10 protein-coding genes are annotated in these 13,219 nt (G+C 62.0%); 5 read left to right on the top strand and 5 right to left on the bottom strand.

From position 1 onward, the window contains the following. Positions 1-190: 190 nt before the first annotated feature. Together ACIQAL_RS04460 and ACIQAL_RS04455 are read left to right on the top strand one after the other, a co-directional pair. Positions 191-874 carry a response regulator transcription factor gene (locus ACIQAL_RS04460; protein WP_401142886.1) on the top strand — a complete coding sequence of 228 codons (684 nt, stop codon included), beginning with the start codon at positions 191-193 and terminating at the stop codon, positions 872-874. Beyond that, positions 852-2,243, top strand: a complete 1,392-nt coding sequence (locus ACIQAL_RS04455; protein WP_401142884.1) for a sensor histidine kinase — start codon at positions 852-854, stop codon at positions 2,241-2,243. The genes ACIQAL_RS04460 and ACIQAL_RS04455 overlap by 23 nt, the downstream gene beginning before the upstream one ends. A 47-nt stretch (positions 2,244-2,290) precedes the next feature. Here ACIQAL_RS04455 and ACIQAL_RS04450 read toward each other — a convergent pair whose 3' ends face one another. The 3 genes from ACIQAL_RS04450 to ACIQAL_RS04440 form a co-directional block, all read right to left on the bottom strand. After that, complete coding sequence (locus ACIQAL_RS04450) at positions 2,291-2,449, bottom strand: hypothetical protein (RefSeq protein ID WP_401142883.1); 159 nt, start codon at positions 2,447-2,449, stop codon at positions 2,291-2,293. Continuing rightward, a complete protein-coding gene (locus ACIQAL_RS04445; RefSeq protein WP_401142881.1) occupies positions 2,446-3,165 on the bottom strand; it encodes a zeta toxin family protein in 720 nt (239 codons plus the stop codon). Before ACIQAL_RS04445 ends, ACIQAL_RS04450 begins: the two co-directional genes overlap by 4 nt. Before the next feature lie 408 nt (positions 3,166-3,573). Beyond that, positions 3,574-3,984 (bottom strand): hypothetical protein, encoded by a 411-nt coding sequence (locus tag ACIQAL_RS04440; RefSeq protein ID WP_401142878.1) that lies wholly within the window; start codon positions 3,982-3,984, stop codon positions 3,574-3,576. Between the two features lie 206 nt (positions 3,985-4,190). On the opposite strand from ACIQAL_RS04440, the gene ACIQAL_RS04435 reads away from it, so the two are divergent. Genes ACIQAL_RS04435 through ACIQAL_RS04425 form a run of 3 tightly spaced genes read left to right on the top strand, consistent with a single transcriptional unit; the run spans position 4,191 to position 9,997 of the window. Further along, positions 4,191-7,436, top strand: a complete 3,246-nt coding sequence (locus ACIQAL_RS04435) for an efflux RND transporter permease subunit (RefSeq protein ID WP_401142876.1) — start codon at positions 4,191-4,193, stop codon at positions 7,434-7,436. Beyond that, positions 7,426-8,592: an efflux RND transporter periplasmic adaptor subunit gene (locus tag ACIQAL_RS04430; protein WP_401142872.1), complete on the top strand. Its 1,167-nt coding sequence runs from the start codon at positions 7,426-7,428 to the stop codon at positions 8,590-8,592. The genes ACIQAL_RS04435 and ACIQAL_RS04430 overlap by 11 nt, the downstream gene beginning before the upstream one ends. Beyond that, the gene (locus ACIQAL_RS04425; RefSeq protein ID WP_401142869.1) at positions 8,576-9,997 is read left to right on the top strand and encodes an efflux transporter outer membrane subunit; all 1,422 of its coding nucleotides are present in this window, start codon (positions 8,576-8,578) and stop codon (positions 9,995-9,997) included. The genes ACIQAL_RS04430 and ACIQAL_RS04425 overlap by 17 nt, the downstream gene beginning before the upstream one ends. Positions 9,998-10,337: 340 nt before the next feature. Here the strand turns inward: ACIQAL_RS04425 and ACIQAL_RS04420 are convergent, their stop codons facing one another. Both ACIQAL_RS04420 and ACIQAL_RS04415 read right to left on the bottom strand, forming a co-directional pair. Beyond that, positions 10,338-11,666, bottom strand: a complete 1,329-nt coding sequence (locus ACIQAL_RS04420; protein WP_166596821.1) for an MFS transporter — start codon at positions 11,664-11,666, stop codon at positions 10,338-10,340. A gap of 109 nt (positions 11,667-11,775) precedes the next feature. Next, complete coding sequence (locus ACIQAL_RS04415; protein WP_166596820.1) at positions 11,776-13,125, bottom strand: NAD(P)H-dependent oxidoreductase; 1,350 nt, start codon at positions 13,123-13,125, stop codon at positions 11,776-11,778. Between the last annotated feature and the right edge of the window lie 94 nt (positions 13,126-13,219).

Raw genomic sequence — 13,219 nt, 5'->3', positions numbered from 1 at the left:
CGATACGTAGGTACAGTCGATAGAGATGTGTTGCCCGCACCGACGTATCGCGAGTGAGTTCGCACCCACAGGTCATAGATCGTTTGCGAAATAAAGGCCGCAGTTCGTACTTAAATAATTTTTAAGAAATACCGGCTACGTTTAAAGGCAAAATGCAAGTCTCCAGTCGCAACGTGGTTCAGGCACTCCAATGACCCGAATTCTGACAATCGAAGACGATGCCGTCACCGCCAGGGAAATCGTCGCCGAGTTAAGCAGCCATGGCCTCCAGGTGGATTGGGTCGACAATGGCCGTGAAGGGTTGGTGCGCGCCGTCAGCGGCGATTACGACCTCATTACCCTCGACCGCATGCTGCCCGAGGTGGACGGTCTGGCGATTGTCACCACCATGCGCGCCCTCGGCATTGCCACGCCGATCCTGATGATTAGCGCCTTGTCCGACGTCGATGAACGCGTCCGTGGCCTGCGCGCCGGGGGCGACGATTACCTGTCCAAACCTTTCGCTTCCGACGAAATGGCCGCTCGGGTCGAGGTCCTGCTGCGCCGCAGCAACCCCGTCACCCAGGCCGAAACCATGCTCAAGGTCGGCGATCTGGAGCTGAACCTGATCACCCGCGAAGCCAGCCGCGCCGGGCAGCCGCTGAACCTGCTGCCCACCGAATACAAGCTGCTGGAATTCCTGATGCGCAACAACGGACAGATCATCACCCGCATGATGATCTTCGAGGAAGTCTGGGGTTATCACTTCGACCCCGGCACCAACCTCATTGATGTGCATATTGGTCGCTTGCGCAAGAAAATCGATCCCCCTACCCTGACGCCGCTGATACGTACCGTTCGAGGCTCAGGTTATGTCATTGCCGAACCCGTCTAAGGGCTGGCGCTCCTCCAGCAGCCGGCTACTGGCGCTTTACAGTTTTCTGTTCGTGGCCTGGAGCAGCATCCTTATGGGGGTGCTGTACTGGGAAGTCACAAGTTACCTGAACAACCTCGCCCGCCACTCGCTGATGCAGCGCCAGCAACTGTTCTCGCGCTTCGAAGGCGCCCAACTGGACGACGCGCTGCACACCAGCGAGCGCTTCGACATCCGCACCGTCGACGCCTATGGCCTGTTCGACAAGGACCTCCAGCCCATCGCCGGGCCGATCCGCGAGATTCCAGAGGGCCTGAAGCTGACCGGTGAAATCCAGGAACTGGACACCTGCATCGACTCCGACGACCCGAACCTGCCGCGCGCCAGTTGCGATGCCGTGGCCATTCACACGATGGACAACCGCTGGCTGGTGCTGGTCCGGGACAATGGTTCGCTGTTCGCCGTGGCCACGCTTATCCTGCGTGCGTTGCTCTGGGGCGTCTCGCTGACGATCATCCCTGGCGCCCTGGGCTGGCACCTGCTGCGCCGTCGACCCTTGCGGCGTATCGGCGCGATTCAGGCCAGCGCCGAAGCCATCGTCATCGGCGACCTGACCAAGCGCCTGCCGGTCTCGGACCGTCGGGACGAAATCGACATGCTCGCCGACATCGTCAATGCCATGCTCGACCGCATCGAGCGGCTGATGAACGAGGTCAAAGGCGTCTGCGACAACATCGCCCACGACCTGCGCACCCCGCTGACTCGGCTGCGGGCGCAGCTGTACCGCATTCAACAGCAATCCCCGGAACACTCGCCCCAGGGCGAGCAGATGGCGCAAGTGATTGCAGATGCGGACACCCTGATGGCCCGTTTCCGGGGTTTGCTGCGCATTTCCGAGCTGGAAGACCACCAACGCCGCTCCGCCTTCGGCCAACTCGACCCGGTGCCGTTGTTGCATGAGCTGTTCGACTTCTACCTGCCGCTGGCCGAAGAAGGTCGCGTCTCACTGCACCTGAAAGTCGCGGAAAATCTGCCGCCGCTGGTGGGCGACCGGGCGCTGTTGTTCGAGGCGTTATCGAACCTGCTCAGCAACTCGATCAAATTTACCCCGGCCGGTGGCCAGGTGCTGATAATCGCCCGGGCCGAAGGCGACACCACCTTCATCGAAGTCCAGGACACCGGCCCCGGCATCCCCGACGCCGAACGCGAAGCCGTGTTCAAACGCTTCTACCGCAGCGAAACCGGCAACAACCACAGCGGCTTCGGCCTCGGCCTCTCCATCGTCGCCGCCATCGTCAACCTCCACGGCTTCAAACTGCGCATCGGCAACAGCCCCTCCGGCGGCGCGAGCCTGGTGCTGGAGTGTCGGCAGGTGATGGCGCTGGGCTGAAACGACAAAGCCGCCTTGAGGGGCGGCTTTGGCGGGCGGGATTCAGGTTACAGGTTGCGGGCCTTCTCGATGATCCGGTCCTGACGCTCCCAGGCTTTCTTCATGACTTCTTGGTAGACGCGCTCTTTCTCTTCGGAAGTGGCGTTGCGGACGAAGTCTGAAAGCGTGCGTTTGAAAGGTGTTTCTGTTTTTTCCGGCGAACTCATTTTTTTCCCTCATTAGCGTTAAGCATCCTTGCCAGCGAAGTCTGATCATATTTTTCAGGGATATGATCGTCAATTCGCTGGATGTTCTCTCGGTACATTCGCGTGGTCCCGTTCTCATTCTTGATGAGGACATCCACGGTCACAGCATGCCCGAACTCAGTTTTGAGTCGGTTAACGACCTCTCGAGCGCTGAAGTACTGCCTGATGAACTCATGCGGAGGAATGTTCCGACCTTCCACCTGCTCCCTTGCCGCCACAAACTTCCAAGCCGGTTCAGGATCTTGGTAAACGTACAAAATCAGCACGAAACGTTGTTTGCGCAAGGATCTGCGAATGTTGCGCGCGACGACGTCAAAATTCGCCGATGTGCCATCCAACAAAAAGGACTGATTCTGCTTAAGCACCTGGTCATGGACTTTGTCCACCAGCACGGAAATCGCGCGCTGAAACAGGTAAGAATTGCCCCCGGTATAAGACGGAATTTCGCTTCTGAGAAGGTCTGGATCAATCCGCACCGTAGGGGTTTCAAATCGAGCGAGAAACTCCAGCGACGCCTCTGTTTTACCCGCACCCGGCGACCCGGCCATGAAAATGGACACGGGAAAATCATCGGGTGGGAAAAATGAAAGGCTCGTCAGCCTTCTCGCAATCTCCCGCCTGTTCGCCTTGGCAAATACCACCGCCTCATCCGCAATCTGTTGTTCGGCTGAATCCATATTCCCCTACGTCCTTTCAATGAGTCGACCCACTTGATTGGCACGCAGTATTGGTAGGTCTGCGGACCCTGCCTATCCGACGCAACACGCAGAAACAGGATGCGCTGCCGAGCATTCACGGATATGGGATAGCAGGAGGCCTAGCGTTCAGGCTATAGAGATACTGCGGATGGACCGGCCCTTTCGCGAATGAATTCGCTCCCACAGTGGAGGTCCGGACGGCTACAGGGGGTTGATGTCGATCGCGTAATCGTGTCGTGACGCAAAACCTGTAGGAGCGAATTCATTCGCGAAAGATGTTCAGGCGATGGAGATACTGCGGATGTACCCACCCGTTCGCGAATGAATTCGCTCCCACAGGAAAAGCCCGGTGCGCCGGCGTGCTACACCGGGATGATGTCGTTCACATCACCCCGGCATGCACGTAAAGTCCCGGCTACGCCCGATCTGGTGCCCTTGGGAATCCTCAAGCTTCACCCGGTATTCCTCGCCCAGGCTCGACTCCACCAGTTTGTAATGCTCGCCCGCCTTGAACTGGTTGAAGCTGATCCCCGCTTCGCAATTCATCTGCCCGTCGTCGCCATTGCCCTCGACGATCAAATCCACGTCCAGCTTATGTGCCCCCGGCTTCACATCGAAATAACGGCCATCGTTCAGGCGCTTCCCGTCCAGGTCCTCGGCCATCAAGACCCCGGAAGGCTCTTCCTGCAACCCTATCCACGCCTCGGTGGGATCGGCTTTCGGCATAGGACCCGCACACGCAGACAGGACAACCACCAGCCCCAGCATGGGCACGAGCAACAGTGATTTGGCGTTCATGACACAACCCTCATTGGAAAGAAGAAGTCCCTGTGGTGCAGGGTGAATTTCAACGATTCAAGGCTGCGCGCCGCCCGGATGAACCACAAATGAATCCCCCATGAAAGCTCCTTGTGCGCGGGACTAACGATTTGTTCATCTGGGCGAAAGCTGCCTGTTAGGTCCCGGCCCCAAGACTCCGCCCATTCGAATAGGAGGTTTCAGGCATGCTCGGGCTGGTCAGGACTGCATTGCTCAAGCCCTACACGTTTATCGTGTTGGCGATTTTCATCTGTATTGTCGGGCCGATGGCGGCGGTCAAGACGCCCACGGACGTGTTCCCCGACATCGGCATTCCGGTGGTGGCGGTGGTCTGGCAGTACGCCGGGCTGTCGCCGGACGCCATGGCGGGCCGGGTGATCTACACCTACGAGCGCTCGCTCAGCACCACGGTCAACGACATCGAGCACATCGAATCGCAATCCTTGCCCGGTATGGGCATCGTCAAGATTTTCTTCCAGCCTGGCGTGGACATCCGCACCGCCAACGCCCAGGTGACGGCGGTGTCACAAACCGTGCTGAAACAGATGCCCGCCGGGATCACGCCGCCGCTGATCCTCAACTACAGCGCCTCGACGGTGCCGATCCTGCAAATGGCCTTTTCCAGCCCGCCGACCCTGTCGGAAGCGCGGATTCGCGACCTCGTGCAAAACAGCATTCGCCTGCCCCTCAGCGCCGTGCCCGGCCTCGCCATGCCAACGCCCATGGGCGGCAAGCAACGGCAGATCACCCTCGACCTCGACCCGCAGGCATTAGCTGCCAAGGGCCTGTCGGCGCAGGACGTCGGCAACGCGCTGGCCGCTGGCAACCAGATCATTCCGGTGGGCACGGCGAAGATGGGCACCGACGAATACACGGTCCTGTTGAACAACAGTCCGCAGGCGATCAACGAGCTCAACGACCTGCCGATCAAGACCGTCGACGGCGCGCTGATCACCATTGGCCAGGTCGCTCACGTGCGGGACGGCTCACCGCCGCAGACCAACATCGTCCGGGTCGATGGCCGTCGTGCGGTGCTGATGCCCGCGTTGAAGAACGGCAATATCTCGACCCTGTCGATCGTCGACGACATCCGCAACATGCTGCCGCTGATCAACGAAACCCTGCCGCCCGAGTTGAAAACCTCGCTGCTCGGTGATGCCTCGGTGTTCGTCAAGGAATCGGTGGGCAGCGTGGCGCGGGAAGGCATCATCGCCGCCCTGCTGACCAGCGTGATGATCCTGCTGTTTCTCGGCAGCTGGCGTTCAACAGTGATCATCGCCGCGTCCATTCCACTGGCCGTGCTGTCGGCCATCGCCCTGCTCTCGGTGACCGGGCAAACCCTCAACGTCATGACCCTCGGCGGGCTGGCGCTGGCGGTGGGGATTCTGGTGGACGACGCCACGGTGACCATCGAAAACATCAACTGGCACCTCGAACAAGGCAAGGCGGTGAAGGACGCGATCATGGACGGCGCGAAGCAGATCGTCGGCCCGGCGTTCGTCTCGCTGCTGTGCATCTGCATCGTGTTCGTGCCGATGTTCATGCTGCAGGGCATCGCCGGTTACCTGTTCCGGCCGATGGCGCTGGCGGTAATCTTCGCCATGGGCAGCTCCTTTCTCCTGTCGCGCACACTGGTGCCGACCCTCGCGATGTTTCTGCTCAAGCCCCACGTGTTGGAATCCGGTCCCGGTCATCACCCGGAAGACGCCTTCATCAATCACCACGAGGGCGATCAGCACGGGCGTCAGCGCAACATGATCCTGCGCGGCGCGCTGAGTTTTCAGCAGGGTTTCGAAAAGCGTTTCTCGGCGATTCGCGACGTCTATCACGGGCTGTTGGGGCTGGCGCTGAAGCGGCGCAAGGCCTTTCTGCTGGGCTTTCTGGCGTGCGTGCTCGCAAGCTTTGCGTTGTTGCCAAGCCTGGGGGAAGACTTCTTCCCGGCCACTGACGCAGGTGCGTTGTCGATGCACGTACGCCTGCCGCTGGGCACTCGGATCGAGGAAAGCGCCGCCGACTTCGACCGCATCGAGCAGCGCATCCGCGAGATCATTCCCGGCGATGAGCTGGACACGGTGATCGACAACATCGGCATCCCGCTCAGCGGCATCGACATGGCCTACAGCAGCAGCGGCACTATCGGTCCGCAGGACGGCGACATTCAGGTCACCCTGAAAGAAGGCCACGCGCCCACTGCCGACTACGTCAAACGCCTGCGCGAAGCCCTGCCCCAGAGTTTTCCCGGCAGCCAGTTCGCCTTCCTGCCCGCCGACATTAGCAGCCAGATTCTCAACTTCGGTAACCCGGCCCCGCTGGACCTGAAAATTTCCGGGCCCAACGGCGACGCCAACCGTGATTACGCGCTGGAACTGCAACGTCGCCTGCAACACATTCCCGGCATCGCTGACCTGCGCATCCAGCAGTCCACGGGCTATCCGTCGCTGCAAGTGGATGTCAACCGGCTGCGGGCCAAGCAACTGGGCATCACCGAAAAAGACGTGACCACCAGCCTCGGCGCCTCATTGGCCGGCACCTCCCAGGTGGCGCCGACCTACTGGCTGAACCCGAAAAACGGCGTGTCCTATTCCGTGGTCGCCGCGACTCCGCAATACCGGCTGGACAGCCTGCCGACGCTGGAAGCCCTGCCGATCACAGGCAACGACGGGCAATCACAGATCCTCGGCGGCCTGGCGACGATCAAACGCGTGGACAGCCCCGCCGTGGTCACCCACTACAACATTCAGCCGACGCTGGACCTGTTCGCCAACGTGCAGGGCCGTGATCTCGGCGGTGTGGCCAAGGACGTGCAAAAGGTTATCGATGACATGGCGCACCTGCGGCCCAAAGGTGCGGTGGTCAGTCTGCACGGCCAGATCGACGCGCTGCACGAAGCCTTCAGCGGCTTGAGTTTCGGCCTGCTCGGTGCGGTAGTGCTGATCTACCTGCTGATCGTGATCAATTTCCAGTCGTGGATCGACCCCTTCGTGATCATCACGGCATTGCCAGCGGCACTGGCCGGGATCGTCTGGATGCTCTTCCTTAGCGGCACCTCGCTGTCGGTGCCGGCGCTGACCGGGGCGATTTTGTGCATGGGCGTGGCGACGGCCAACTCGATTCTGGTGGTGAGTTTCTGCCGCGAGCGGCTGGCGGAACACGGCGACGCCCTGCTCGCCGCGCTGGAAGGCGGGTACACCCGCTTCCGCCCGGTGTGCATGACGGCCTTGGCAATGATCATCGGCATGCTGCCGCTGGCCATTTCTCAGGAGCAGAACGCACCGCTGGGCCGCGCCGTCATTGGCGGGTTGATCCTCGCCACCACCGCCACCCTGCTGTTCGTACCCGTGGTGTTCAGCCTCGTACACCGTCACTCGAAACCCACCTCTGCTATTACCCCCGCCAGCGCTACCGATGGAGAAACACCCCATGTCGTCTGAACACGCCCCTTCGCGCAAACGCCTGATGCTCACCGGCATCGGCGGCCTGACCCTGGCGGCACTTTTGGTCGCCAATGGCCTGGCCGCCCGCACCCGCCACGATCACGCCGTCGCGGACTGGACCGAAAGCCAGTCGGTGCCAGTGGTCACGGTGGTCTCGCCTTCGCAAAACGCCCAGGGTGACACGCTGCAGTTGCCCGCACGCCTCGACGCCTGGAGCAAGGCGTCGATCAACGCGCGGGTCAGCGGCTACCTGAAAGACTGGGCCGCCGACATCGGCACCCAAGTCCAGGCTGGTCAGGTGCTCGCGCACATCGACAGCCCCGAGCTGGATCAACAACTGGCGCAAACCCACGCGCACCTCGCCCAGCAACAGGCCCAGGCGCGCATCGCCCAGACCACCGCCGAGCGCTGGCAACACTTGCTTGCCACCCATTCGGTGTCGCAACAGGAAGTGGACGAGAAAGTCTCCGCCGCCACCGCTGCGAAGGCCGATGTGCAGGCGGCCGAAGCGGACTACCAGCGCCTCACGGACCTGGCCGCGTACAAGACGATTCGGGCGCCGTTCAGCGGCACGATCACCGCGCGCAACACCGACATCGGCCAGTTGATCAAGGCCGACGATGGCGGCGGCACGCCGTTGTTCAGCATGGCCGACACCCATCGACTGCGCCTCTATGTGCCGATTCCGCAGAACTACGCCAGCGTCATCCATCCCGGCATGCAGGTGCAGCTCAGCGTTCCCGAACATCCCGCGCAAACCTACAAGGCGACCCTGCTCGGCGACTCCACTGCCGTCGATCCGCGCTCCGGCACGTTGCTGGCCCAGTTCGTGGCCGACAACCCCGATGGCGCGCTGCTGCCGGGTGATTACGCCGACGCGACCCTGCCCATTGCCGCAGGCAGCCATGGGATGAGCATCCCGGCCAGCGCGCTGATTTTCCGCGCCAAAGGCACGCAGGTCGCGACGATGGACGTGGCCGGTCATGTGCACCTGCGCGACATTCACATTGCGATGGACCTTGGGGATCGGCTGGTGATCGACCAAGGCTTGCAAGCCTCCGACAAGGTCATCGACAACCCGCCCGACGCCCTCCGTGAAAACGACCCGGTGCAACTCGCGGACGCGGGAGGTGCCCATGCGCCCAAGGCTTAAGGGACTGGCGCTCGCCCTGGCCATCGCAGGAACGCTGACCTTACAAGGCTGCTCGCTGGCGCCGACCTACCACGCGCCAGCGGTGCCGCTGCCTGAGCATTACAAGGAGGACGCAGGCCCCTGGCATCCGGCGCAGCCTGCCGATGAATTGCAGGCCCAGTGGTGGCAGGTCTTCGGTGACAAACAGCTCGACGACCTGCAACAGCAACTGCTCACCGCCAACCCGGACCTGGCGGCCGCCCTCGCCCACTACGACGCCTCGGTGGCCTTCGCGAGTCAGCTGCACGCCGGACTGTTCCCGCAGATCAACGCCAGTGTCGCGCCGTTGCGTCAGCGCCAGTCGGATCGCAGACCCTTGCGTGGCGACACCCAGCCCTCGGTCTATAACAGCGACACGGCCGGGTTCAGCCTGAGTTTCGACCCGGACCTGTGGGGCAAGATTCGCAATCAGGTGGCGGCCGGTGACGCACAGGCCCAAGCCTCGGCGGACGACCTGGCCGTCGCCCGTCTCAGCCTGCAAAAGCAACTCGCCACCCTTTACGTGCAAGCGCGCGGACTGGACGCGCAGAGCCGAATTCTCAAGGCGTCGCTGGACGATTACACCCAGGCCCTGCAACTGACCCGCGACCGTTATGAAGGCAAAATCGCCTCGGAACTCGACCTCACCCGCGCCCAGAGCCAGTTGGCCGAAGCCCAGGCGCAACTGGACGATGTCAAAGCGCAAAGTGATTTGAGCGAACACGCCATCGCCGAGCTGGTGGGCGTCCTTCCGAGCGACTTCGCCCTCGTGCATGACGCCAAATCATTGAAACAGCCGGACATTCCTCACGCCTTGCCCGGCAGCCTGTTGCAGCAACGGCCTGACGTGGCGGCCGCAGAGCGTCGGGTGTTCGCGGCCAACGCCAACATCGGCGTCGCCAAAGCCGCGTGGTACCCGGATTTCAGCTTGACTGGCCTGCTCGGCGGGCAGACCCAGGGCAGCGGCAATCTGCTCGCCGCCGCCAATCGTTATTGGGCACTGGGGCCGCTGGTGAACCTGCCGATCTTCGACGGCGGACGCCGCAACGCCAACGAGCGTCAGGCCAGGGCCGAGTTCGACGAAGCCGCCGCGCAGTACCACAGCCAGGTGCTCAAGGCGGTGCGCGAAGTGGAAGATAACTTGGGCCAATTGCGCGATTTGCAGCAGGAGTCCCAAGACCAGCAAGCCGCCGTCGACGCCGCCCACAGCGCCGAACAGATCGCGACCAGCAGTTATGAGGCGGGGGCGGTGAATTATCTGGACGTGGTCACCGCGCAAACCACCGCCTTGCAGGCGCAGCGGCGGTTGCAGGAAGTGGACACCAGCCGGTTGCAGGCCAGTGTCGGGTTGGCGGTGGCGTTGGGTGGAGGGTGGAAATCAGAGTGAGAGCGGCTCATCGACGTTACAGCAGCCAAATCGCAATCTGACTGTAACAGCACGGCTTGCCGGCGGTAGCGATTTCAAGGACGCCACCGCCGGCAAGCCGGACTGCTACAGGGGGATTGATGTCGGTCACGTAATCTCGGCGTACCACAAAACCTGTGGGAGCGAATTCATTCGCGAAAGATTTCAGGCGATAGAGATACTGCGGATGTACCGGCCACTTCGCGAATGAATTCGCTCCCACAGTAGAGATCCTGCGCGTACCGGACGTTGTAGGCGGTGGCGTCCTTGAAATCGCCACCGCCGGCAAGCCGGACTGCTACAGGGTTGTGTGGTGTTCAAATTACCGATCCGCCAACGCCTTGGGCACTTGCCAGACCAGCAGCGCGCCCAAGGTCAGAAACGCCGCCACCGCATACAGCCCGGTGTCGGTGTGCCCGGTTGCGGTGTTCAGCCACCCCACCATATACGGCGACACGAACCCGGCCAGGTTGCCCATGCAGTTGATCCCGGCAATCGCCGCCGCAGCCGAGACCCCGGCAAGAAACGCGGATGGAATGCCCCAGAACAATGACAGCGCGGACAGCACCCCGGCGGTCGCGACGCACAGCGCCAGCACCACCAGCACCGGGTTGGCGCCCACCAACGGACAGACGATGAACCCCAGGGCACCGATCAACAACGCCCCTGAGAAATGCTGGCGGCGCTTGGCGGTGCGGTCGGCCGTCATGCCGGAAATGATGATCGCGGGCAGCGCCACCAGGTACGGGATCGCTGAAATCCAGCCCACATACGCCACATCCTGAATCCCGGATTGCTTGATCAGCGACGGCAGCCAGAAGCTGATGCCGTACAGCCCGATGATCTGGCAGAAATACACCGCCGTGAGCTTCCAGATGTTGCGGTCGCCCATGAAGCTGCGCACGCTGGCGTGTTCGGTTTTCACCGCGTCTTCCCGCGCCAGGTCACTCTGTATTTCCTGCTTCTGCGCGTCGGTCAGCCATTTGGCCTTGGCGGGTTTATCGACCATCAGGAACAGCACGGCAATACCGGCGATGAACGACGGAATGGCTTCGAGCAGGAACAACCATTGCCAGTTAGCCATGACCGTCGAGTCTTTCAGCGTCGCCATGATGATCCCGGAAATCGGCCCGCCAATGACCCCGGCCAGCGGGATGGCGATGTAATACAGCCCGAGCGAAAGGCCACGTTTCTTCGACGGAAACCAGTAGGTCAGGTACAGCATGATGCCTGGCGAAAACCCGGCTTCGGCCACGCCGAGCAGGAAACGTGCGATGTAGAAATGCATCGGCGTCTGCACGAAGAGCATGGCGGCGGAGATGATCGACCAGGTGATCATGATCCGCGCGATCCAGATGCGTGCGCCGACCCGGTGCAGGATCAGGTTGCTCGGCACTTCGAAGAAAAAGTAGCCGATGAAGAACACCCCGGCGCCGAAGCCGTAGATGGCGTCACTGAATTGCAGGTCCTGCATCATCTGCAGTTTGGCGAAACCAACGTTGACCCGGTCGAGGTACGCGGTGAGGTAACAGAAGATAATGAACGGCATGATCCGCCAGGCGATCTTGCGATACACATCGACCTTGCTTGCGGCCTGCGCAGTCGTCTGGCTGGTCGTCTCGGCGACGACGGCTTCGGTGATATTCGACATACATTCCTCTTCTTTCTGAAGATCTTTTTATTGTTGGAAGACCACGTGCGCCGACGGCCAGACAGAGTGCCTGACAGCCGACGCGGGCCTGAATGCAGTGCGCCCTCGGTTACCGCAACGTCGCTTGAAAGATTTCCTCCATTTCCTTGCGCACCCGCACCGCCTGAATCGACAGGTCCGCCGTGACGTCACTCCAGCGCACCGGTTGGCCCGCTGCCACCGGACGGTTCAGCACCACGCCGTGGGCGAGACCGATCGGCAGGCCGCCCATGGCCAGGGAGTCCACCGCTGGCATGAGCTTGCCGTACACCCGATGCCCGCCCTCGCCGTCCAGTTTTTCGCCCGCTTGCAGGTCGCGTTTGGCCGTCGCCACCACATCGCCACGGAAGCCGTTGGTGGCCCCCGTCGCACGGCCCAGCAGCGCGGCCTGGGCCACGGAAATGCCCAGCTCCAGACCGATCATGTGGTACGGCCGGTAGAGCGAGGCGTACTCGCCGGTCGGGTCCGTGCGCACGCCGTATTGCGAGAAGCAGTCGCGCACGTAATCGCTGTGCCCCTTGAACGTCACGTACACGCCCCAGCGCAGGTCGCGGTACACCGGGCGCTCGTCGCGCTCCAGCGAGGAAATCACCTCGACCGTCCCTGAGTGAGAAAGAATCCCGCCGATGTCCCGTGGGCGCAGCAGCGTCGGCAAGTCGTCCACTCCACAGGGCGGAAACGCCAGGCCCGTGGCCGCCGGGGTCAGGCCGGTGGCATTGGACACTGCGGCCATTTCCAGCGCCGATTTGGTGCCGTCGAGAAACGAGTTGAACATCTGTGCGTTGAAATCGCCGGAGCCGACCTGCTCTTCGGTAAAGCCGTAATAGCCCCAGACGGTGTCGGGGGTCGAAGTGTGATAAGCCGGCAGGTATTTGGTGCCCTTGCCCGCGCAGACCACTTCGAAACCCGAGGTCCGGGCCCAGTCCACCAGCTCGACGATCAACGCCGGTTGATCGCCGTAGGCCATGGTATAGACGATCCCGGCCTCGGCCGCCTTCTGCGCCAGCAATGGACCGGCCAGCACGTCGGCTTCGACGTTGACCATGATGATGTGTTTGCGGTGTTCGCAGCAGAGCAAGGCGTGACGAATCCCTGCCGCCGGGCTGCCCGTGGCGTCGATGATCACATCGACCTGGCCATTGGAAATCAGCGCCTGGGCGTCGTCCTGAATGTAGGTGGTTTGGTTGCGCACAGCGTCGTCGAAGGAGCGCGCGGCGTATTGCTCGGGGCTCCAGCCCACCCGCGCCAAGGCGTTGCGGGCGCGTTCAGGCGACAGATCAGCGATGCCGATCAGGTGAATGCCCGGCGTGCGGCGGGCCTGTGAAAGGTACATCGAACCGAATTTGCCTGCGCCGATGAGACCGACACGAACCGGCTTGCCGTCGGCCTGACGTTGTTGCAGTTGATCAATCAGCATCATGAGGGGTACGTCCTCTTTTGTTGTTATGGACCGCTACGTAAACGGTGTCCGGGGTGGGTGTCGTCCTCGTCACCGTTTGTGGAGATTCGAATCT

The sequence above is a fragment of the Pseudomonas sp. NPDC088368 genome, assembly GCF_044753445.1.
Taxonomy (GTDB): Bacteria; Pseudomonadota; Gammaproteobacteria; order Pseudomonadales; family Pseudomonadaceae; genus Aquipseudomonas; species Aquipseudomonas bambusae.
Note: the sequence above shows the minus strand (reverse complement) of the source record. Positions and strands in the feature narration are given on the sequence as shown.